The organism is Alteromonas sp. ABM1_013, assembly GCF_056160505.1.
On sequence record NZ_JBSWXH010000005.1, the window covers coordinates 164,191 to 185,335 of the forward strand.

A 21,145-nucleotide genomic window follows, 5' to 3' on the forward strand; every position below is an offset into this window, starting at 1 on the left:
GAAACATATTATCGTGGCTAATTATGAAAAATAAAAAACAAGGAAGGTTATGACTAATATTTTACGTATTGCTGCGATGATTTCTGCTACTACGCTTTTGTTAGGTTGTGGTGGTAGCGATTCAAACGATGCACTCGACGACCTCAACGCTAATCGCGCAAAGTGGGAAAACGCGAACATCGACACTTATCAGTTTGAATATCAAGTTTCATGTTTTTGCACCGAAGAAACCACGCTACCTCGCTTAGTCTTGGTAGAAGGTAGTCAGGTCACCTCTCAAACTATTATTGAAGGCAATATTGCCTTACCCTTAGATGATGAAACTACAGAAAGCATTGATAGCTTGTTTCAACTTATTGCATTAGAAGAAAGCCGCGCAGAATCGCTAACGGTAAAATACGACCCTGAACTCGGCTACCCGACCGAAATTAGCGTTGATATCAACGAGCAAACAGCTGACGACGAATATACCCTAACAATTAGTAACCTTGTTGCCGAGGGCGATGTGGCCTGTACAGCAACGGTAGAAGATGGCCTCTTGCTTTCGGTAACAGATCAAACAACGCAAATGCCGATTGCATGTGGCGTTACGGCTACTACAATGGAAGGCGCATATTCTGAAACTGTTATGGTTGATGATACGGATTGTGCAGATGACGGTTTGATTGCAATGCTTGACGAACGTCCTGGTTTTTACACCCTCACAGTACAAAAACAGGGTTATCAAGACTATCAGGTAGATAATTTAGGCATTGGTAAAGACTTGTGCCATGTGTTGACCAGAGAGTTCAACGTAGAGCTAGTTCCTGAATAACTATTGCTCAAAGATTCACGAAAAAAGCCTGAACCATAGGAGGGTCAGGCTTTTCTCGTTAAGTTGTCTTTTTATCAGACGTGTAGGATCAGGGCACAAGCACCATTTTGCCTTTCACCTCTCGGTTCATAACCTTCGCCATGGCTTTTGTGGCCTGTTCTAATGGCAACGCTTCATCAACTACTACTTTAACTTTGCCTTGCACGTACCAAGTAAGCAACTCTTGCATGTTCTCAGCAAAGCCTTTTGGATCGTGCTGAGTGAATGAGCCCCAAAATACGCCCATGACCGAATAACCTTTGACTAGGGCAAGATTGACTGGAAATTTAGGAATTTCACCGCCTGCAAAGCCAACCACAAGTAAACGCCCTTCCCACGCCATACTGCGACTACATGCGTGGAAGGTATCGCCACCAACGCATTCATAAACTACGTCAACACCTTTGCCGCCAGTCACTTCTTTCAGCGTCTCTTTTAGGTCTTTTTCTTTGTAGTTAATTAAAACATCAGCGCCATGCTCTTTGGCAAGCGCCAGCTTTTCTTCAGTTGAGCAAACCGCAATAACTTTAGCGCCCATTATTTTGCCTATCTGCACAGCTGCTAAGCCTGTACCACCAGCAGCACCCGTTACAACCAAAGTTTCACCAGGCTGCAGCTTTGCCCGTTGTTTCAAAGCGTGATGGGCTGTTGCATGGGCAGTTACAAGGGCTGCCCCTTCGTTTACGTGAATGGGATCGGGTAACGGCATGACATGCGTGGCTGGGATTAGCGCTTTTTCTGCATATCCACCTAAGTTAGAGAGCGCGATAACTCGCTGCCCTTCTTTTAAATGGCTTACTCCCTCACCTACTTCGCTTATAGTACCCGCCACTTCGTTACCTGGCACAAACGGGAAGTCTGGCTGCATTTGATACAGACCTTGCACCAACAACCCATCGGGAAAATTCACCCCAGCCGCTTCCACGTTTACGACTACATGCCCTTTTTTAACCTCCGGGTCTGCAACGTCCTTGAGTTGAAGTTCATCAAGTGGCCCGAAAGATTCGCATACAATTGCTTTCATACTGTCTCCAGTTAACTTGTTCGACGTGCCCGCAGTAAATAGCATGGCAAGTCATTAAATATGTTATGTGGCGTTTATTCGCTTTGGTGTATGGTTTGGTTTGCAATTTGAGCGAGCGGTCGCACCATTGCGCCTAACTGCATTGCCTTTTCACTTGATGCATTGCCATCGTGAGCGCGCTTCACTACACCTTGTAAGATAGCCGCTAGACGGAAAAAGCTAAACGCTAAATAGAATGTCCAATTATTGATCGCGCCAATTCCCCTGCGTTTGCAATAGGCATCGATATACTCTTTTTCTGAAGGTATTCCTAACTGCTCTCTATCAAGCCCACCTAGACCAGCGGCGTGTGCAATGTCAGAAGGCAAACGCAGTTGCATACACTGGTAAGCCAAATCGGCGTAAGGATGACCCAAGGTTGAAAGCTCCCAGTCTAATACTGCAACCACCTGCGGTTTATCTGTATTAGACATATCGAACATCATATTGTCTAAGCGAAAATCGCCGTGAACTAAGGACACCTGGCCATCGTCTTCAGGCAAATTAGTTTCAAGATACTGAATAAGACGCTCAATCTCTTCGATATGCTCAAGTTCAGATGCTCTGTACTGCTTTGTCCACCTACTCAATTGTCGCTCGAAGTAGCTGCCAGGCTTGCCATAATCGCTTAAGCCTGCATCTTCAATATCAACGCTGTGAAGCGCAGCAAGAACTCGATTCATTTCATCGTACATTGCACCGCGTGTTGCAGAAGACTCTACTTCCGGTAACGCGCTGTTCCAGAAAATATCCCCCTCCACAAACGCCATAATGTAAAACATACTGCCGATAATGCTAGCATCTTCACATAAATGGTACGCTTTAGGCACTGGCACTTCTGAGCCTTGTAAGGCGTTAATAACGCGGAACTCTCTGTCTACTGCATGCGCAGATTTCAGTAACTTACCCGGCGGTTGGCGACGTAATACATAAACGCCGTTATCCGTAGTTAGCTTAAACGTAGGATTCGATTGTCCGCCTGCAAATTTATCAGCGCTTTCAACGTGCCCTACGCTCGGGCACGCAGTAGATAAGTATTCGTTAAGCACCGTTAAGTCTATTGCATGTGGAGCATTAGCTTTGTCGTTTGGCACACTTACTCCTTACGCGTTTTTTTCAGCAATTAAATTGCGTCCAAGCTGCATCATATGAACTTCATCTGGGCCATCGGCCAGCTTAATGGTGCGTGCATACGCATACATCGCAGATAGAACAAAGTCTTGACTGGTTCCGGCAGCGCCATGCATTTGAATGGCTTGGTCGATAACTTTACATGCCATTGTGGGCGCTACAATCTTGATAGCTGCAATCAAGTCTCTTGATACCTTATTGCCGTAGCGATCCATTTTGTCTGCCGCCTTCAATGTAAGCAAACGAGCCTGTTCAATATCGCAGTGCATTTGCGCTATGTTTTCTCTTATCGACTGCTGTTTTGATAAGGGCTTACCAAAGGCGACACGCTGTTCAACACGCTCACATGCCATGTCTAAAGCACGCTGTGCACAGCCGATAAGACGCATGCAGTGGTGAATACGACCCGGCCCTAAGCGACCTTGGGCAATTTCAAAACCACGCCCCTCTCCTAGCAATAAGTTCTCAGCCGGTACGCGTACGTCTTCAAACAAGACCTCAGCGTGGCCTACTGGCTCATCGTAGTAGCCCATCGCTGCCATGGGGCGCACAATAGTTACGCCTTTTGTATCCATTGGTACCAAAATTTGAGACTGTTGCTGGTGACGGGGGGCATCAAAATCAGTTTTGCCCATTACCACCATTATCTTGCAGTTTTCGTTCATAGCGCCACTGGTATACCATTTACGACCATTTATTACGTACTCGTCACCATCGCGTTTAATAGATGTTTCAATGTTAGTCGCATCGCTAGACGCAACTGCAGGTTCAGTCATAGCAAAAGCTGAGCGTATTTCTCCGTTTAAAAGCGGCTCTAACCATTGCTTTTTATGCTCTTCGTTACCGTATTTGGCTAACACTTCCATATTGCCTGTATCTGGAGCGCTACAATTGAATATCTCCGCACTGAATAATACACGGCCCATTTCTTCGCAAAGCGGCGCGTACTCAGCATTTGTTAGACCTGCACCGTAAGGCTTGTATTCTTCAGGTAAAAACAAATTCCAAAGCCCCGCTTCTTTGGCACGTTGCTTTAGCGTGTGCATCATTTGCGGGGTTTTCCAACGACCTTCACCGTCATTGGCTGAGCCATTTTCTACGGCGTGAATGTACTCTTTCTCAATCGGATACACTTCTTCTTTCATAAACGCTTTTAGCTTTTCTAAAAGCGCTTGGGTCTTTTCATTATATTCAAAGTTCATAACTGCCCCATTTAGCTGTAGGTAATGGCGTGTAACCTGTCAATCACATCCAGGTGAGGTACGCTGTTGAAGTTATTTAGGTGAACACCTCGCGCATTGGCGAAGCATTGCGAAAAACTGGCATTGCGAATTTGTAAGTTCATATTCACAACGGTTTTAGAATCGTAGCCAAGGATGTGTTTGAGCATCATGGCAATAGCACCACCAGAACTAACGACCAGCACTCTTTTAGCATCTGTCGTTTTAAGATGAGCAAGCATAGAGTGAACTCGGTCTTCAAATTGCTTCCAAGTTTCATCTAGCAACTCGTGAGCAAGTTGATCTTCAGACCAGGCAATCATTGCTTTTTTAAGCAGGCGATAATATTCAGAGGGCGATGCCCCTTCTGGTACTTTTGCTTCAGGAAATCTTGTTAGATACGCTTTAGCTACCGCTTGAAAATTAAATTCATTAAGCGCGCTATGCACTGTTGCATCAGGCAATGAGTATTCGCTAGATGCTATACCTTTCGCAATGCCCTCTTTAGTTTCGTGATGGCGAACCATATCGCCAGAAAATACCGAATCGAACTGAATGTTTCGATGCTTAAAATAATCACCAAGCCAGATAGCTTGTTGCCCACCTAACTCACTAAGTTTGTCATAGTTCGCTTGCCCAAAAGATGCTTGGCCATGGCGTACTAAATAGATGTCTGTCATACCGCTGCCTGATGTTATGAATATGTTAACCAATTCAAATCACATACTAAGTAAAACAGCAGTATAAGTTTAATTAATATTTTGAATGAGTATGCATCATGTGAAACTATGAACCGGCCTTTTGTGATCATGAGGCAAACGTTTTGAACAAAACTTGACTTATTCGCCGCAATTGCGTGGAATATGCTCGATTAATTTGTCTACATAACAGGCAATCAAAACGTCTTATTGGAGTAAAGACGACAAAATGTAAAGGACTGCGCGCACATGGACGCGACTTTGTCGTGATAAGTTTGGCTGGAGGCGCTTAGCTTCTAAACGATAAAAAGAACTAAAATGAAGTCATTTACATACGCCTTGCCCTGCCATCCTGAAAATGTAAGAGCAACAGTAAACCCTATCACTTATTGCCTTTTAACTACGCTTATATTTTCTGCTAGCTCTGTTAGTGCCCACGCTAGCGCCGACGATGGCACAAAAATACAAATTGCGAACAAGAAACTTGAACACATAATAGTTCAGGCACAGAAGACATCACAAAATTTGCAGGACGTTCCCGTGGCTGTCACAGCCCTAAGTGGTCAAGATATGGTAGAAACCGTTAGTCGTGACATGTTCGACCTGCAAAACTACGTCCCCGCTTTTGGCGCGTTTCAAAACCAAAGTGTGACTAATTCAGGCTTTTCTATTCGCGGTATCGGTACTTCTTCTCAAAACTTTGGCTTCGAGTCATCGGTAGGTCTGTATGTAGACGGCGTCTACCGCTCCAGACAAAATGCACTAATTAGCGATCTAGTTGATATTGAATCTATCGAGGTATTACGCGGGCCCCAAGGTACCTTATTTGGTAAGAATACCGCCGCTGGCGCGGTGACGGTATCAACCGTAGCGCCTTCACACGGCGAACGTAATGGCTTTGCTGAGGCTATTATTGGCAATGACAATTTGGTTCGCTTGAGTGCAGGATCGTCGTTTTCACTTATCGACGATATTCTTGCCATGCGAGTATCTGGATTTAGTTCCCATGGCGATGGCTTTATTACCGATGAGGCCAGTGGGCAAACCCTAAACAACCGTAATCGGTCTGCGGTAAAAGCGCAGCTGCTTTATACACCGACAGAAAACATTAGCGTAAGATTGATAGCCGATTACGGCGAGCTAGACGAGCGGTGCTGCGGCGCACTGACGTTTCAAAATAACATTCAGGCCAATGACATAGCGGGTAAATTCGGCACTGATGCGCTGCTGCTTCAACCGCCATTCAACGCAACTATTTATGGGCGCGATAGCTTTTACGACTATAGAACATCGCTGTCGCAAACTCCCCTTTCAAAAATGGAAGACAAAGGGCTATCAGTTCAAGTAGATGTGGCTTTAAACAAAGCATGGAATTTAGTGAGCATAAGCGCGTACCGCGCGTTTGACAGCTTAGATACGGTAGATACCGACTTTTCTGATGCGGACCTTCTCACTGCCACTAACGACGCCAGGCAGCAGTCGTTTTCTCAAGAAGTTAGATTGCATTACACCAGCGAGAATGTGCGTGGATTAATAGGTGTTTACTATTACAGCCAAAACTTAGATCTAACCTTTGATACTACCACGCAAGATGATTTTAGTGCGTTCTTTAATGCCGCCGCGCCCGATCTGCTGCCTTTGGCTAACGCCATCAACGAGCTATCTGCAGTTACATCAGGCTTTATTGCGCCTGCTGCAGCCCCAGCGCCGTCCGGTACCGCTTTTGTACACTCGGCTAATCAAGAACAAGACAGCATTGCTGTATTTTCTCAGTTCGATTGGCTGCTAAACCGCAATTTTACGCTAACCACAGGCTTACGCTATACACGCGAAGAAAAGTCGATCGTCGGTGCGTATGACGAGCAAGGGCCTGGTATTGACGGACTAAGTCAAAATCCTGCGCAATGGCCTAATATCGGGCGTGCGGTACAAGGTTTACAAGACATCGCTGCAGCCTTGACTACTGGCCAAGCGCCCTCTGCTGAATCACTTAATGCCATTGCGCCTTTTCAGCAGGCAGGCTGGGGGTACTTTTTCTTAGGCTCGGCAGCGGTTATGCCTCGCCCTGATTTAAACGAACAGCTTGACGATTCCCAGCTGACAGGCACGGTAAAACTGGCTTACCACCCCAACGACAACACGTTAACCTACGCCAGTTTTGCCACAGGTTACAAAGCAGGCGGCACGAATACCGACAGAATTTTACCTTCGCTTAGCCCGCTTTTTGATGCTGAAAAATCAAGAAGTGCCGAAATAGGCATTAAACACGATTTTGAAGAATACGGCGTTCGCGTAAATGCCGCGGCGCACTACACACAAATTAGCGACTTTCAGGCGACGACCTTTACCGGAACAGGTTTCAACCTGCAAAATGCGGGCGATATCATAGTCAAAGGTGTAGAGCTTGAAGCAACGTGGTTGGTAACAGAGAGCACCGAATTACATGCCGTTGCATCGCGCACGCTAGCGAACTTTGATGAGTTTGAACGTGGCACCTGTTGGGTAGCGTACACGTGGCATACTGGCATCGACGACCCGGGCCGTGCGAACCCTAGCGATCCTTTCTGCGCAAGAGACGGAGACCGCGTGGGCTTCGAACCTCAGAATTCACTGTCACTTATGCTGAATCACTATTTCGAAGTTGGAGATTATCCTGCCTCCGCCAGTATTGACTACCAATACACGGGGGATGTATTCCTTGACGATGCCAACGACCCGTACAAATACGCTGACGACTTTTCGTTATTTAACGTTCGCGTAAGTTTCACTATTCCACAATGGGATAGTGAAGTTATTGCATGGTCGCGCAACGTATTCGACGAAGAGTACGTTGCACGAAGCGGGTTTGATGTGCCAGTACAAACCGGAAAAATTATGGCCTACCCGGGTGCACCTAGAAGCTTTGGCGTTACTTTTAGAAAGTCTTTCTAACGATTCAAATGCGTAGGTTTTGTATGAAACACAGCATGACACTGTGCAATAACAGAAAGTGCAATATGCTCAGGTAGTTCACCGCCTATATCAAAGCCAGCAGGGCTCGCGAAATACTGCGTAAAATCGGTATTACCAAGCCCTGCTAAATCCATAATTTCTTGCTTGCGGTGCAACGGCCCAAGCATTGCCGTATAGGTTAAAGACTGCTTACTTAGCACCTGCAGCGCCTTTGCATCAATTTCGCGATGATGGGACATAAGCACCGCCGCTTGAATATTATGTTCGCCCATGTGAAGACGTAAGCCTTCCGTAGACGGGTCTTCAATCAAGTAATTTACCTCGGGAAAGTGTTCAAGTCTTGCTTGTGCGGGCCTTGGATCCCAAAGGCTTACTAGATAACCCTGTAAACTAGCCAGTTTGGTCATAAAGGTAGCGTCGTACCCACCTCCAACAACAAGTAGGTGGATAGGTGGCAGCATCAAAACCGACAATGTGCGCTCGCCATTAACAGTATCTAGCACGGCTTTTCTAGGTGTAGCAGTATGGTCTTCCAATTCCGTACACTCACCCAAGGTACCGTCTACAGCGCAGCGCCACTCACACGCCTTTCCGCTTGATAAGGTTTTACTAACCACATCCAAAGATAGATAACTATTATTTTCATTAACTGGCACGAGTGCTAGGTGCACTACACCGCCGCATCCAACACCTAGCTTAAACGCAATATCTTCTTCATCTTCATCGTCATAAACTGCAGTACGGCTAACGCCGTCGGTCATTACGCGCTGGGCTTTTTTAACGATGTCACTTTCTAAGCAGCCGCCGCTTAATATACCTAGCTGATGCCCTGCATCACTAAACAGCATCATGGCGCCTGCTTTGCGGTAGCATGAGCCTTCGGTTTTAAAAATAAAACCTAACACCCACTTATGCTTGTTTTTGAGTGGAAGCCACTGGGCCAACAAATGGTTAACGTGATTACTCATAACTACCTCTAAATACGTTTAACCTGCTTATTGCTGCGATGCTGCTTGGGCAATAAATGCAGCCAATGTTGAAGGCTCCTGCGCACCAGCCACACCCTGATTACCAATGACAAAAGTAGGTACGCTTTGAATACCGCGCTGCATCCAAAGGGTTTCTTCCTCGCGAACTACTTGCGCGTATTTTTCACTTTTAATTACTGCTTCAGCTTCGGTTTTGTCGAGGCCCACAGACTCAGCTAATTCTACTAGTACGCCAAGATCGTTCACGTCTTTACCATCAGTGAAATAAGCGTTAAACAAGCTAAGCTTCATTTCTTCTTCAAGGTCGTTTTGTGCTGCAAAGTGAATAAGCTGATGGGCTTTAAAAGTATTCTGCATACGGGAGTCGTCAGTGAAATTAAATGCAAAACCTAACTCTTCACCAGCTTGTACAAGCCTCGCTCGGTTCTCCACACTTTGCTGCTCGCTAATGCCGTACTTTTCCATAATGTGTTCGCGAAGGTTTTGTCCTTCTGCAGGCATGTTTGGATTTAGCTCGAACGGGTGAAACTTGATATCTACTTCGATGTCATCAAGGGTTTTAATCGCTTCTTGCAACCGCTGATACCCAACAATACACCACGGGCATACCACATCAGATACCATATTAACCGTTACTTTATGTACACCTTGTGTACCTTTCTCACTAGCTGCCATAATAGGACTCGCTTTATTGAAGTCGTGAATTTATAGGGGCTTAGATAAGGTTACTAAAAGAAACTTCAACCCCATTTAGCAACTATTTTCATTATTACCCGTCAGTTTAAAAACGTCTTTTTTGAACCGTTTATATCGGCATGATGACTGGGCGTGAGTTTATCTAAAGCCAGGCGCGCCCAAATCTCGTAGCCCTTAGAAGACGGATGAAAGCCATCTTCAGCCATTAAGCCGCTTCGCCGAATATCGGCAACAGTACCACCTAGGTTGAGCGCGGTAACATACAATATTTCTGCGTTAGAACATGCTGTTACGGATTTAACCAAAGCTTGGTTTAAAAGTAATGCTCGCCAGCCTAACAGTGCGCGCAAAGGTTGCGGTAGCGCTGGAAAGCAATGAATAGGAGGAAGTGCAGTAAACACTATTCTTTTACAGCCAAATTTGTGCGTTAAAAGTGTACTGATAGCATCAATATTTTGCTGCCATCGCTTTAGTGACACAAATTTAGTGACATCGTTAACACCTATAGAAATAAGCGCAGACGAGAAGTTTTCGGCGGGGAGTTTGTGTAAAAGACTAAGCACATCTTCGCTTTTAAATCCCGTTTTGGCATGCAGCGATACACGGGCTGGGCCAATTTGACTGAGGCTAGAATACAATAAACCAGTTAGCGCGCCCTGTTGGGTTAAAGCGCCTACGCCAGCCGCTGCAGAATCACCCACCACTAGTAGATTAGTAAGTGGTAACAACGAACCTTCTACTGAAGGTAGTACACGATCTCCTTCAGGTTCTGGCAGCACAGCGGTCTTTTTTCGCACCCACAGCGCCTGCATCAATACAACAGGGGAAAGTAAAACAATAGCTAGGTTTAACGCCAAAACCTTGAAGTAGATCAAATCATATACCTTAGCAATCACATAAGCTTAAACCATGAAGCTCAATTCGCGCCTATTCATCTAAAGACAAGTGCAAACATATGACTAACATTACCAATTTACAACAAAAAGCCGCATCAACTATTACCAAGTATGCGCTTAATGCTCCTCGTTATACGTCTTATCCCACTGCACTTAAGTTTGAGCCATTGCAAATCGACCCGTTGCCGCAAGCATTAAACATTTCTAAAGCTCCTGCGGTGAGCCTGTACGTGCACATTCCGTTTTGCAAAACACTATGTTATTACTGCGGTTGCAACAAAATGGTAACCCGTCACAACGAAAAAGCAGACGAATATTTAGACTACATAGAAAAAGAAATTCTGTCTAAACGTTATTTAACAGAAGGTAGGCGCGTGGTTTCACTCCATTTAGGAGGCGGCTCCCCGAGTTTTCTAAGCAATACTCAACATACCTATTTAATGTATCTGCTTAAAAAACATTTCACGTTTGAGGCAGGGGCCGAGCTATCTATTGAATTAGACCCTAGAAACATAGATAAATGCTACCTTCAAAATTTAAAACGTTTAGGTTACACGCGTATCAGCTTTGGCTTGCAAGACACCGACTATAACGTACAGAAAACGATTAATCGCGTGCAAAGCACATCGCACATTGCCGACTTAGTGTTTGAAGCACGCTCGCTTGGTTTTGACTCAGTCAATTTGGATTTAATATACGGTCTACCAAACCAATCACTAGATACTTTTTCTTCAACCATTGCCGCTACGAAAGCTATGATGCCAGACCGCATCTCGCTTTTTAGCTACGCACACCTGCCTGAACGGTTTGCCGCGCAGCGCAAATTTGCTGAAGAAACACTGCCAAGCAGTGAAGAAAAAGCGTCGTTATACGACCTTGCCGTTAAAAACTTTACGAGCATAGGTTATGAAATGATTGGCCTTGACCATTTTGCCTTAAGCAAGGACTCTTTGGCCATTGCCAAGAATAAAGGTGAGCTTCACCGTAACTTTCAAGGATATACCTTACGTGGTGACGCAGACCTTATAGGGTTCGGCGTGTCAGCCATTAGCACAATAGGTAATGCATACGCTCAGAATGCTAAAGACCTAAAGGAATACTATAGTCGATTAAACAATTACCTACCCTGCTCAAAGGTTGGACTTTCACTTACCTTAGACGACCTTATACGCAGAGACGTAATTTCTAGCCTGATGTGCAATCTAGTGGTTGTTAAACAAGCTATTGAAAGCAAACACCACATCAAATTCGATGAATATTTTGCTTCAGCTTTGGATAATCTTGCAGAGATGAAGCAAGATGGGCTTATTGAAATTACATCCGAGTATATTCGAGTGCCAGAGTCGGCGCGAATTTATATACGTGCAATTTGTGCGCGATTCGACGCCTACTTGAATAGAAGCGAAACGCTGAGTAGCTACTCCAAGGCCATCTAAAATTAAGGTAATTTGAAACGCGCAATTACTTGCATCCCAACATCAAGCTTAAGACGCGATAAAGAGATACAGCTAATGCTGGCATAAAGGGTTTGGTTACTGTTTAGTACATCAAGTTTTAACAACATTTTCGCGCTGTTTACGGTCGCTAGCTTTTTAGGGGTTAGCTTTGTATCTGTGAGTTTTGTATCGGCGTTATTTTCTGGCTCGTTCAGGGGACTGAGTGGATTCACCACGGGTTCGATGCTAGATATAACACATGGCAACGCATTTAAAATACTGATTGTGCTGGTATTGCCAAAGTCAGCAGTATTGGTATCGATACTTACATCACAAGCTTTAACTGCAAAACGAACAGATACTTGGTCACCGCTTTGCTTAGGCAAATAGGAGACCGATTCTGCAGTGACGAATATCTCTTGCCCCGCTACCTTAACGCGCTCAATTCCGTTTTCCGACTGGCACTGCTCATTGTCTTGTAAGGGCAAAACACTTTGACTTTGTTGCGTTTCGCTACCGTGTTTATAGCTGACAACGGCGTTTTGTGACCGGTTGCTGTCGTGTGCTTCGCATTGCTCAGTAACTTTAACCCCTTCAAGTACGCTAGACGGCGTTCCCCCCCCTTCTTTTTCGAATACTTGAGTCAACACATCGCGCGTTTTTCCACAAAGCTCGGTGCGGCCTTTATCAATATAAATTAGTTCGTCACTGAACAAGGCAAGGTCGTCTAAATCGTGAGAAATAACAAAGCAGGTAAGCTGCCCTGTCATACATAGATTATTTAAAAATTGATAAATTTTACGGCGGGTAAAAATATCGATTGCACTTAATGATTCATCTAGCAATAACACATCAGGGCCATTTACCAAGGCTCTCGCGATCGCTACCCGCTGAGCTTCTCCACCAGAAAGCGCCTGAACTGGCTTATCGATTAAATGCTCGCAATAGCATCCGAGCATGCTCTTCTCAATAGACAGCGCAGTCGAGGTTGCGTGGCGCTGTGCTAAGGCCAAGTTGCCACGAACATCGGTATGGGGAAATAACATGGCCTGCTGAAATACGATACCGACTTTTTTATCAGCCCACGGTGTTTGAACTGTTGCGTTTTTTTCTACGCCAGCTAGGGCGCGAAACAAGCTGCTTTTTCCTGCACCTGATGGACCAGTAACCCCAATGAAGCGGCTTTGATGCTGCAATGAGATTTTTGCGTTAATGCGATTTGGTAGTAGCGCAGATATTTGCATATTAACGCGCCTCACTACTTTGCTTGATACCGTTAAAACGATAGAGCGCCGCGAGCATCACGAATGAGAATATCAGAAGGGCCAACGCAAGGTTGTGTGCGCTGTTATATTCGAGCGCTTCTACCTGTTCATATAGCGCAATAGACAGCACTTGAGTTTCCCCAGGAATATTGCCGCCTATCATTAATACTACGCCAAACTCGCCTATGGTATGGGCAAAGCTTAAGCCTAATGCCACCACGATGGGCGCTTTGCTTAAGGGCAGCACTATTTTTATAAAAGCTTCGGAGGCCGAAAACCCTAGTGTTTTTGCCACATCTAAATAACGGTTATCCAATTGCGAAAAGCCGCTATATAAAGGCTGTAGAGCAAATGGAAGGGAGTAGATGACAGAGCCCAATACTAAACCTTCGAAGCTAAATGCTAAATTGCTCCCGGTGAGGCTTTGCCATCCCTGCCCCAATGCACTTTGCGGCGAAAAAGCAATAAGGAGATAGAACCCCAGCACAGTTGGTGGTAACACTAAAGGCAATGCAAGCACAGACATAACCAAGGGCTTAGCTTTGCTCTGCCAGTTTGCTAAAAACCACGCCAGCGGAAGTGCGATTAACAACAGCAAACCACTCGTGATAAAGGCCAGCTTCAGGGTTAGTAGTATGGCCTCTAGTGACGATGCTCCGAAAAATTCTGTGAACATACTTATTTACCAACGCCCGATGCAATGATGGGTTCATAGCCCCATTCAATTAAGCTGTGCTGCACCCCTTGCGACATTAAATATTGTACGAAAAGGCTGGGTGATGACACTCCACTAGCGTCACTCAAACGAAACGCTCTGGTTGTCTCATTGGCGCCTTTGTAAACAGGCTCATCAACTGGCGCTGTCGCATTTTTAATTGGAAGCGGTTCGAACAGATTCGGTGATAGTGTAGCTACCGTTTTACTGTTAACCACCAACGACTGAACAATGGGTTGATACAAGGTTTCTGGTACTGGAACGATAACCGTGGTGGTATCAGCAACCTTGGTGTTACCGGTAGTTGGGAAATTTGAAGGTAAATCTAAAGCTAATGAGTAGGCAACGAACGTCCCTTTCACGCTGCGCGTGGTATAAAACTGCAGGGTTTGTAGCACGTTCTTACCCATCACTCTGTGAGGTAAAAACTGTTGCCATAAGGATAAGTTTTGCAACGTTTGCTGTGCTGCTTCACCATAGGGCGCCAATTTAGGGTTCGCGATAGCTATCTTGTTTTGTGGGCTTTCCATTAATTGAACAAGCTGCTTCGACAAGCAATCGGTAAGCTGAACGTTTATTTGTGCAGTTGTGTCTTTAGTAGATGAGCGCGCGATTTCCCTGCAATCTCTTTCACTAGATGTCTTACTAGATATTTCACTGAATGCCTCACTTGATAAGTCGCCAGCATAAACAAACGCAAGCTTGCCTTTAGCGTAATCCAGTAAATTACCGTGATGCACTAGGTTGTTATCAACTAAGGCTTGCGGCCTGGCGCGATCTGCAGATAGAAAAACGTCAAAGCTAGCACCATGTTGAATTTGCGCATATAAAGTACCGCTAGAAGATACGGTTACCGCGACTTCTATGCCGGTAAGCTCAGTAAACTGCTCGGCAATATCCTTTAGCGGTTTTGCAAAGTTTGCCGCTACGGCTACATTAATTTTTTCGTCGCGCTTGAAATTGATTGACTGGTTTTGTTTATCGGCACTAATAGTACTCCCTTCATTTACAGCATGATTCGCCGCTTCAAAACTGCTCGCCCGTGCCACAGAACTGGCAGAAGTCGTAATGCCTGTGGCTACACTTGGGCTTGCGCTTGCAATAACACTTACCAAAATAAGCATGGCCAAGCTAACCAAGCTTGAAAGTCGCATTGCAAAAGAGAAAAACATTACTTTTTTTGCATCCACTTAAGTGCCGCTTTATCGTCAGACGCTTTTGCGGCAACCCATTCAGATTTATCGCCCTTGAACTCTTTCTTCCAAAGGGGAACAGATTGCTTAAGCATGTCCATCAAATAGCTGGCCGCGTCAAATGCGGCTTGGCGATGGGGAGCAGCGGCACCCACCCATACAATTTGTTCGTTGTTGTATATGCGCCCTACTCTGTGCAGTGCGCCAGCGCTATTAAGTTCAAAACGCTCTACTGCTTGTTCAAGTAGCAGCATCAACGCTTTTTCGGTCATACCGGGATAATGCTCTAATTCGATGCCGTCTATGTCGCCAGAATTATTATAATCCCGCACTAACCCAGTAAAAGTAACAATCGCGCCTGTATTGCCGCACGCCTTTTCGTCTGCCGACTGTTTTAACCTAGCGTAAAGCTCGCCTTGGTCGAAATCTTCTACTTGAACTAGTGCAAACATACCTAGCCCCCTGTCACAGGTGGAAACAGCGCCAGCTCATCGCCGTCGCTAAGTACGGTTTGCAGGTCGCAGAGCTCTTGGTTGCAGGCAGTTAGTACACTGCCCTCTAGGGCTAATGCCCACTTGTCACTGCGCGTCTTAAGCTGAGATATTACGGCTTCAATCGTGCTGTTATCACTTAAATTAAGCGCGATATTGTCCTCTCCCGTAATCTCTCGGGTTTGTGCGAATGTTTTTACCGTTACCTGCATGCTTTGCCTGTTATTTACTTTGTTAACGTCGCTTTGTGCGCTCGCTGATTAATCTTTTTAAGCCTCGGAAATGCATTGAACCTAGAGTAGGTTACTCATTAGGCGGGCATGCACTTTATGTACGTTGCTTTAAAGATCGCTACTTTGTGTGAACTAGGTGTCGGACTGCCAATGGCCTGTCTTACCGCCTTTTTTCTCCAGTACCCGTACCCCTTCCATATGCATGCCAGGGTCGATGGCTTTGCACATATCAAACAAGGTTAACAGCGCCACATTTACACCAGTGAGCGCTTCCATTTCAACGCCGGTTTTACCGCTTAGCTTACAATAGCAGGTGGCTTTAATTCGGTTTTGGTCGGCCTGAATGTCGAAGTTTATATCAACCTTTGACAGTGCCAATGGGTGACAAAGAGGAATAAGATCGGCGCAGCGTTTCGCCCCTTGGATACCAGCTACTCGGGCAACGGCGAAGACATCCCCTTTTGCAATTTTTGCTTCAGAAATTTGGCGAATAACGTCTTCGCTTACGTACAAGAAGCCTTCTGCTGTGGCTTCTCGCTTGGTAACATCTTTGTCGCTAACATCTACCATATTGGCTTCGCCGCCAGCATTTAGATGGCTAAACGTACTCATGCTTCCACCAAATGCTTTACGAAGTTACACGGTCTGAAGTCTGCATCAAGCTGGCTAGAAATAATTTTTTCCCACGCAGTACGACACGCGCCTGTTGAGCCTGGTAAGCAGAAAATAACCGTATTATTAGCAAAACCCGCAACCGCGCGAGACTGAATGGTTGATGTACCAATCTCTTCATAGCTAATTTGACGGAATAACTCGCCAAAGCCGTCCACTTCTTTGTCGAACAATACACTGATGGCCTCTGGCGTTGAGTCACGGTGGGTAAAACCTGTACCACCGGTAATTAATACCGCGTGAATGTTCTTGTCGGCAATCCATTTCGACACCACGGCGCGCTGCTGATAAATATCGTCTTTCACCAAATCGCGATCGTAAAGGTTATGGCCAACCGAGGTAAGCGCCTCTTTCAAGTAGTCTCCCGACTTGTCGTTTTCGAGGGTGCGCGTATCTGAAATAGTGAGTACGGCAATATTAAGGGGTTGGCTGACAGCTGACATATGAAATCCTAATTTGATATGCGACATTTTGGCGGTTTTTGATAAAGTACCAGCCAAAATACTATTTGGTAATCACTTTATAAGGGTGCATGCCATGAATTCAACAACTAAGTTGCCATAAACTATGTCTAAAAGCCTAACTAATCAGCAGGCTATGCGCTATAACCGCCATATCGTGCTTCCCAAAGTGGACCTAGACGGTCAAGAAGCGCTGCTAAACGCCAATATTTGTATTATTGGTATTGGCGGGCTTGGCACCGCGGCCGCCACTAACCTTTGCGCCAGTGGCGTGGGCTCTCTTACGCTTATCGACCACGACACAGTCGAGGCCACCAACCTGCCAAGGCAAACCTTGTTTAGCGAACAAGATGTTGGCACAAGTAAAGTAGAGGCAGCTAAAGCGCGGCTTAGTGCAATCAACAGCGACTGCGACATTACCGTAATGGCAGAACCGTTTGCGGCGCCCGGCAGAACTAAGGGCACTACTCAGCTGTCACCAGCGTTAAAACAGGCCATAGAGCGTGCTGACGTTGTGCTAGATTGCACGGACAATACAGACTCGCGAGATTTAATAAACCTATTGTGTTTTAAACTAAATACTCCACTGGTGTCGGGCGCAGCCATTCGCTTTGAAGGCCAGCTTTTTGTAGCTATACCCGGTGAGAGCCGTTGCTATGCATGCTTGCGGACGCTTTTTGAATCGCCTGATTTAAGCTGTGTAGAGGCAGGTATATTCTCGCCTGTAGTAAATATTGTTGGTACCTACCAAGCCATGCTAGCTATGCAAGTATTGATGGATTTCGATAATATCCCAAAAAACACGTTAATGACCTTTGATGCGCTTTCGCATGAATGGCGAAATTGGAAGCTACCAAAAGGCGTGGACTGCGAGCTTTGTGCTTGCTGAATGCAATTAAACAAACCATAAAATTTAAGATGGCAGGTAACTATTAAACGTAATCGTTGCTAACCATTTCGGTATAGAGACCTGCCCTTTAACATTCGCAAAATCACTTTTTATCGTTTAAGACTTCTTGGCGTTCACGTTCGTACGTTTCATAATCTTTTTGATACCGTGCCTCGCACTCATCTCGTTGCGCTCCCTGCAATTCACTGCAGCTTTGTAACCGGTTTTGTTGCGCTGCGTTATACAACTGTTTTGACGTACACCCAGAAGCCATAACCAGCAGTAAAGTTAAGGGAATTATTTTTGTTAGTTTCATTACAGTTTCATTCTGAAAATAGATAGTTTTTGAGACGGCGCTATTTGGAAATAGTTTCACTGAACAATCATCAAAATGTTACGATTTATGTATTTTGAGCAATCGTCTGAAAACGCTTGGGCCCTTGCAAATACGCTTATCGATATGATTGCCGCGTTTTCGTTAGAAAAATAGACAGAAAATAGGTTGATTTAAATGACAACCCAAGTAGTAAAAAAACACATGGTAGTGGCGCAAAACGCGTCTGGCCGTAATATGAACGTGCCAATTTATCGAATGAAGGGCGCGCGCCCTGGCCCCACCGTTTATATTCAAAGCTCAATTCACGGTGCTGAAGTGCAAGGTAATGTAGTTATCTATCATCTTATTCAGCGCTTGAAAAACATGGATATTTGCGGCGAAATTATTTTAGTACCCAACTGTAATCCCATTGGTACTAACATTAAAGCCGGTGAGTACACATTAGGCCGGTTCGACCCTGTGAACGGCACAAACTGGAACCGCGGCTATTTCTTCGATAAAGAAGCAGTAGAGCATTTCGCCAAAACCGTTACACGCGAAGAGTCTATTGAAGGCATAAAACAACGTTTTCGTGCGCACCTTTCTAATGCTATCGACAACAAACTGGCCGAACCCTGGGGGTTAGGCTTGGCGCAACAGTTAAACCTGAAACTACAACAAATGGCGGTGAACGCCGACTTTGTACTAGACCTTCATAATGGCCCTGTGTCTACCCGTCACGTTTATATTCCCGAATATGCCAAAGACAGCGCCAAGCTATTTAACATCCCCCACTGTATTTTTATTCCAAACGTATTTGCAGGTGCACTCGATGAAGCGACGTTCTGCCCGTGGTGGACACTGCAAGAAAGCATAAAAACTAATTTAGCGCGTGAGGTAAGTTTTAACGTTGAAGCCTTTACCCTTGAAATGGGTAGCCAAGAAGTGATCGACTTTAACGAAGGTAATATAGATGCCACCAGCATTCTTAGCTACTTAAACGCCAAAGGCGTGCTGCACGAATGCGATATTAAACCGAAAGCAATGCAGCGTTTAGGCGTATATTTAAAAGACTATAAAACGTTATTCACAAACTGGGGCGGCATGGTGGAATACATGGCAAAACCAGGCCAAACGGTGAAAAAAGGCGAACCACTGGCACAAATTCTAAATATAGACGATCTGGATACCGACAACGGCAGCAGAACCTTGGAAGCGCCTTGCGATTTAATTCCTATTCTGCACTTTCCGTCAGCTTCGGTATTAAGCGGAACGCAGTTGTATAAGGTGTTTACGAATTATAAGGAGCTGTAGATTTTTGTACGCGGGTTGATGGATTAAAACTTTATTACAACATGGTTGATGAGGGTACGTAGATAGTCTCTCGCAAATTACGAACTTATTCTTCAAAGTGCGCCCTGCCGTTCAATTTATTGTATTGAACGGCGGCGTTGTACCTTAAGGTGCCCATGGACTCGTAGGACTTCTGTTTGCAAAGCAAAAGGACGAATTTTTATAAAGCGCAGTGTTTCGAGCGACGCCAAATAGGTCGTTTAGCGAAGTGCTTCGGGGACACCGGTTAAACCAAACCCTCACTGCCCCATTGGCAATCTTTGTCAATATTTGCCATAATTTCTGAATGGTGAACATTCGGAAATAGACAATGGCAACTTTAAACGTGTCACTTCCTGACGAAATGCGTACGTGGATTGATGAGCAAGTAAAAACTGGCAAATTTGCTAATGCTAGTGATTATATTCGCGATCTAGTACGTCGCAATCAGAGTGAGCGTGAGGCAATTAGCTTAGCCCTCATAGAAGGTGAGTTGAGTGGGAAAAGTGACAAGAATGTTTTGGATATTATTCAAGCTAAGAAAACTCGAGCCTCTGAATGAACGAATACATCCTCTCTAACAAAGCAGAGGAAGATATCTCCCGCATTTACGATTATTCAGCCAATGTTCACGGCGTAACTCAAGCTGAAGCCTATCTTGTTGCCCTACATGAAGCTCTAGTTGTTCTGGCGGAAACCCCGAATGTAGGTACTTCAGCGGAGGACATTAGAAAGAATTACTTACAATTCCCCGTTCATAGGCACATGGTCTTCTATAAAAAAGTCGATGACGGCATTTTCGTCATTAGGGTGCTTCATCAACAAATGAAATACGCTATGCATCTATCTGATTGAAACACACAGGAAGGACCAAGTATTGTGACGAAAGTGCCAAATCAAGTAGAGAAACAAACTACTCACTAAATCGTACCAGCTCAGACTTGATCTGACAGTTACCCTATTTTCAAGGTAACTAACCACACCCTACTTCACCCAAACTAACGCGATATTTAAACTCACCACGCTGATTAAATACGTCAAAACCATTATCAGAAGCTTTAAGCTCTAGCTCCCGTACCCAATTTGTTTTTTCAATAAACTTTAATTCATAGCGGTTTAAAGGTAGTGGGCATTTTAAATAGAAATAATGGTAGGCCGTACCCATTGCACCTGGATCTGCGGTAAACACGTAAATAGTGTTATTTTCTATTGCAAATTCTTTATGAAAGTAGTCTCGGTTAGCTCCTAGTGTTGCATCAATCAGAACACCTAATAGACCTATCGCAATCTGAATGAGTGCCACTATTGCTAAAACACTGCTCAAAGCAACAGTTAACCATTTACTTTTAACAAGATATCTCAATGTACCGTGCTGCGTAAAGAGCAGGTAAACACCTGCACAAAGCGCTATAAGTTTAACTAAGGCTAACGCGTCGCCGACCTGAGACATGAACCTGGGGGAATGGTAGTTCAAGTCCCACAGCACACCGCCATACAGACTTTCTACTAATGGAACTATTATTAGAAGTAGTACAGCAAGTAAAGGAGTGATCAAGGCCGCAAAGGTTCTTTGCGGCACTTGCTTATTACTCGGGCTATGGTTTTGCTCTAATTGCGTTGTCCCTAACATTAATTATCAGCTTC

General features: G+C 45.0%; 22 protein-coding genes. 7 read left to right on the top strand and 15 right to left on the bottom strand.

Annotated features, from left to right (window positions below):
* The first annotated feature begins 49 nt into the window (after positions 1–49).
* Positions 50–814, top strand: a complete 765-nt coding sequence (locus ACXAGK_RS15470) for a DUF6174 domain-containing protein (RefSeq protein ID WP_474806356.1) — start codon at positions 50–52, stop codon at positions 812–814.
* Between the two features lie 88 nt (positions 815–902).
* Here the strand turns inward: ACXAGK_RS15470 and ACXAGK_RS15475 are convergent, their stop codons facing one another.
* The 4 genes from ACXAGK_RS15475 to ACXAGK_RS15490 form a co-directional block, all read right to left on the bottom strand.
* Entirely contained in the window at positions 903–1,877 is a 975-nt protein-coding gene (locus tag ACXAGK_RS15475) for an NADPH:quinone oxidoreductase family protein (RefSeq protein WP_474856908.1), read from the bottom strand.
* A gap of 74 nt (positions 1,878–1,951) precedes the next feature.
* Positions 1,952–3,010: a phosphotransferase family protein gene (locus ACXAGK_RS15480; protein WP_474856909.1), complete on the bottom strand. Its 1,059-nt coding sequence runs from the start codon at positions 3,008–3,010 to the stop codon at positions 1,952–1,954.
* A gap of 9 nt (positions 3,011–3,019) precedes the next feature.
* Positions 3,020–4,249 (bottom strand): acyl-CoA dehydrogenase family protein, encoded by a 1,230-nt coding sequence (locus ACXAGK_RS15485; RefSeq protein WP_474856910.1) that lies wholly within the window; start codon positions 4,247–4,249, stop codon positions 3,020–3,022.
* Between the two features lie 11 nt (positions 4,250–4,260).
* Complete coding sequence (locus ACXAGK_RS15490; protein ID WP_474806347.1) at positions 4,261–4,947, bottom strand: histidine phosphatase family protein; 687 nt, start codon at positions 4,945–4,947, stop codon at positions 4,261–4,263.
* 336 nt (positions 4,948–5,283) lie between these two features.
* On the opposite strand from ACXAGK_RS15490, the gene ACXAGK_RS15495 reads away from it, so the two are divergent.
* On the top strand, positions 5,284–7,896 hold the full coding sequence (locus ACXAGK_RS15495; RefSeq protein ID WP_474856911.1) for a TonB-dependent receptor: 2,613 nt from the start codon (positions 5,284–5,286) through the stop codon (positions 7,894–7,896).
* On the opposite strand, the gene ACXAGK_RS15500 is transcribed toward ACXAGK_RS15495, so the two are convergent.
* The 3 genes from ACXAGK_RS15500 to ACXAGK_RS15510 all read right to left on the bottom strand — a co-directional run bounded on the left by ACXAGK_RS15500 (position 7,893) and on the right by ACXAGK_RS15510 (position 10,477).
* Complete coding sequence (locus ACXAGK_RS15500) at positions 7,893–8,885, bottom strand: XdhC family protein (protein ID WP_474856912.1); 993 nt, start codon at positions 8,883–8,885, stop codon at positions 7,893–7,895. The two genes, ACXAGK_RS15495 and ACXAGK_RS15500, sit on opposite strands and share 4 nt — an antisense overlap.
* 27 nt (positions 8,886–8,912) lie before the next feature.
* Positions 8,913–9,581 (bottom strand): DsbA family oxidoreductase, encoded by a 669-nt coding sequence (locus ACXAGK_RS15505; RefSeq protein ID WP_474856913.1) that lies wholly within the window; start codon positions 9,579–9,581, stop codon positions 8,913–8,915.
* Between the two features lie 101 nt (positions 9,582–9,682).
* Positions 9,683–10,477 (bottom strand): SGNH/GDSL hydrolase family protein, encoded by a 795-nt coding sequence (locus tag ACXAGK_RS15510; RefSeq protein ID WP_474856914.1) that lies wholly within the window; start codon positions 10,475–10,477, stop codon positions 9,683–9,685.
* Positions 10,478–10,557: 80 nt separating this feature from the next.
* Here ACXAGK_RS15510 and hemN point away from each other — a divergent pair, with 80 nt between their 5' ends.
* On the top strand, positions 10,558–11,934 hold the full coding sequence (gene hemN, locus ACXAGK_RS15515) for an oxygen-independent coproporphyrinogen III oxidase (protein WP_474856915.1): 1,377 nt from the start codon (positions 10,558–10,560) through the stop codon (positions 11,932–11,934).
* 2 nt (positions 11,935–11,936) lie between these two features.
* On the opposite strand, the gene ACXAGK_RS15520 is transcribed toward hemN, so the two are convergent.
* From ACXAGK_RS15520 to moaB, 7 genes are all read right to left on the bottom strand, one after another.
* Positions 11,937–13,178, bottom strand: coding sequence for an ATP-binding cassette domain-containing protein (locus tag ACXAGK_RS15520; protein ID WP_474856916.1), 1,242 nt, complete (start codon positions 13,176–13,178; stop codon positions 11,937–11,939).
* 1 nt (position 13,179) lies between these two features.
* Positions 13,180–13,875, bottom strand: coding sequence for a molybdate ABC transporter permease subunit (gene modB / locus ACXAGK_RS15525; protein ID WP_474856917.1), 696 nt, complete (start codon positions 13,873–13,875; stop codon positions 13,180–13,182).
* Positions 13,876–13,877: 2 nt separating this feature from the next.
* Positions 13,878–15,104 carry a molybdate ABC transporter substrate-binding protein gene (gene modA / locus ACXAGK_RS15530; protein ID WP_474856918.1) on the bottom strand — a complete coding sequence of 409 codons (1,227 nt, stop codon included), beginning with the start codon at positions 15,102–15,104 and terminating at the stop codon, positions 13,878–13,880.
* Positions 15,086–15,559: a molybdenum cofactor biosynthesis protein MoaE gene (locus ACXAGK_RS15535; protein WP_474806332.1), complete on the bottom strand. Its 474-nt coding sequence runs from the start codon at positions 15,557–15,559 to the stop codon at positions 15,086–15,088. Before ACXAGK_RS15535 ends, modA begins: the two co-directional genes overlap by 19 nt.
* A gap of 2 nt (positions 15,560–15,561) precedes the next feature.
* On the bottom strand, positions 15,562–15,810 hold the full coding sequence (locus ACXAGK_RS15540) for a MoaD/ThiS family protein (protein ID WP_269918022.1): 249 nt from the start codon (positions 15,808–15,810) through the stop codon (positions 15,562–15,564).
* A 153-nt stretch (positions 15,811–15,963) separates the two neighbouring features.
* Positions 15,964–16,443 (bottom strand): cyclic pyranopterin monophosphate synthase MoaC, encoded by a 480-nt coding sequence (gene moaC, locus ACXAGK_RS15545; protein WP_474856919.1) that lies wholly within the window; start codon positions 16,441–16,443, stop codon positions 15,964–15,966.
* Positions 16,440–16,946 carry a molybdenum cofactor biosynthesis protein B gene (gene moaB / locus ACXAGK_RS15550; protein ID WP_283645963.1) on the bottom strand — a complete coding sequence of 169 codons (507 nt, stop codon included), beginning with the start codon at positions 16,944–16,946 and terminating at the stop codon, positions 16,440–16,442. The genes moaC and moaB overlap by 4 nt, the downstream gene beginning before the upstream one ends.
* 124 nt (positions 16,947–17,070) lie before the next feature.
* Between moaB and ACXAGK_RS15555 the strand changes: the two genes are divergently transcribed.
* From ACXAGK_RS15555 to ACXAGK_RS15570, 4 genes are all read left to right on the top strand, one after another.
* Complete coding sequence (locus tag ACXAGK_RS15555) at positions 17,071–17,853, top strand: HesA/MoeB/ThiF family protein (protein ID WP_474856920.1); 783 nt, start codon at positions 17,071–17,073, stop codon at positions 17,851–17,853.
* Between the two features lie 511 nt (positions 17,854–18,364).
* A complete protein-coding gene (locus tag ACXAGK_RS15560; protein ID WP_474856921.1) occupies positions 18,365–19,483 on the top strand; it encodes a peptidase M14 in 1,119 nt (372 codons plus the stop codon).
* A gap of 349 nt (positions 19,484–19,832) precedes the next feature.
* Positions 19,833–20,063: a type II toxin-antitoxin system ParD family antitoxin gene (locus ACXAGK_RS15565; RefSeq protein ID WP_012518842.1), complete on the top strand. Its 231-nt coding sequence runs from the start codon at positions 19,833–19,835 to the stop codon at positions 20,061–20,063.
* Positions 20,060–20,356 carry a type II toxin-antitoxin system RelE/ParE family toxin gene (locus ACXAGK_RS15570; RefSeq protein WP_474806320.1) on the top strand — a complete coding sequence of 99 codons (297 nt, stop codon included), beginning with the start codon at positions 20,060–20,062 and terminating at the stop codon, positions 20,354–20,356. Before ACXAGK_RS15565 ends, ACXAGK_RS15570 begins: the two co-directional genes overlap by 4 nt.
* A gap of 118 nt (positions 20,357–20,474) precedes the next feature.
* On the opposite strand, the gene ACXAGK_RS15575 is transcribed toward ACXAGK_RS15570, so the two are convergent.
* Positions 20,475–21,131: a hypothetical protein gene (locus ACXAGK_RS15575; RefSeq protein ID WP_474856922.1), complete on the bottom strand. Its 657-nt coding sequence runs from the start codon at positions 21,129–21,131 to the stop codon at positions 20,475–20,477.
* Positions 21,132–21,145 lie beyond the last annotated feature (14 nt).

What these genes read in the sequence shown, in the direction of transcription:
- ACXAGK_RS15470 (WP_474806356.1), top strand. Translation starts at nt 50, where the DNA reads ATGACTAATATTTTACGTATTGCTGCGATGATTTCTGCTACTACGCTT.
- ACXAGK_RS15475 (WP_474856908.1), bottom strand. Translation starts at nt 1,877, where the DNA reads ATGAAAGCAATTGTATGCGAATCTTTCGGGCCACTTGATGAACTTCAA.
- ACXAGK_RS15485 (WP_474856910.1), bottom strand. Translation starts at nt 4,249, where the DNA reads ATGAACTTTGAATATAATGAAAAGACCCAAGCGCTTTTAGAAAAGCTA.
- ACXAGK_RS15490 (WP_474806347.1), bottom strand. Translation starts at nt 4,947, where the DNA reads ATGACAGACATCTATTTAGTACGCCATGGCCAAGCATCTTTTGGGCAA.
- ACXAGK_RS15495 (WP_474856911.1), top strand. Translation starts at nt 5,284, where the DNA reads ATGAAGTCATTTACATACGCCTTGCCCTGCCATCCTGAAAATGTAAGA.
- ACXAGK_RS15500 (WP_474856912.1), bottom strand. Translation starts at nt 8,885, where the DNA reads ATGAGTAATCACGTTAACCATTTGTTGGCCCAGTGGCTTCCACTCAAA.
- ACXAGK_RS15505 (WP_474856913.1), bottom strand. Translation starts at nt 9,581, where the DNA reads ATGGCAGCTAGTGAGAAAGGTACACAAGGTGTACATAAAGTAACGGTT.
- hemN (WP_474856915.1), top strand. Translation starts at nt 10,558, where the DNA reads ATGACTAACATTACCAATTTACAACAAAAAGCCGCATCAACTATTACC.
- ACXAGK_RS15520 (WP_474856916.1), bottom strand. Translation starts at nt 13,178, where the DNA reads ATGCAAATATCTGCGCTACTACCAAATCGCATTAACGCAAAAATCTCA.
- modB (WP_474856917.1), bottom strand. Translation starts at nt 13,875, where the DNA reads ATGTTCACAGAATTTTTCGGAGCATCGTCACTAGAGGCCATACTACTA.
- ACXAGK_RS15535 (WP_474806332.1), bottom strand. Translation starts at nt 15,559, where the DNA reads ATGTTTGCACTAGTTCAAGTAGAAGATTTCGACCAAGGCGAGCTTTAC.
- ACXAGK_RS15540 (WP_269918022.1), bottom strand. Translation starts at nt 15,810, where the DNA reads ATGCAGGTAACGGTAAAAACATTCGCACAAACCCGAGAGATTACGGGA.
- moaC (WP_474856919.1), bottom strand. Translation starts at nt 16,443, where the DNA reads ATGAGTACGTTTAGCCATCTAAATGCTGGCGGCGAAGCCAATATGGTA.
- moaB (WP_283645963.1), bottom strand. Translation starts at nt 16,946, where the DNA reads ATGTCAGCTGTCAGCCAACCCCTTAATATTGCCGTACTCACTATTTCA.
- ACXAGK_RS15555 (WP_474856920.1), top strand. Translation starts at nt 17,071, where the DNA reads ATGTCTAAAAGCCTAACTAATCAGCAGGCTATGCGCTATAACCGCCAT.
- ACXAGK_RS15560 (WP_474856921.1), top strand. Translation starts at nt 18,365, where the DNA reads ATGACAACCCAAGTAGTAAAAAAACACATGGTAGTGGCGCAAAACGCG.
- ACXAGK_RS15565 (WP_012518842.1), top strand. Translation starts at nt 19,833, where the DNA reads ATGGCAACTTTAAACGTGTCACTTCCTGACGAAATGCGTACGTGGATT.
- ACXAGK_RS15570 (WP_474806320.1), top strand. Translation starts at nt 20,060, where the DNA reads ATGAACGAATACATCCTCTCTAACAAAGCAGAGGAAGATATCTCCCGC.
- ACXAGK_RS15575 (WP_474856922.1), bottom strand. Translation starts at nt 21,131, where the DNA reads ATGTTAGGGACAACGCAATTAGAGCAAAACCATAGCCCGAGTAATAAG.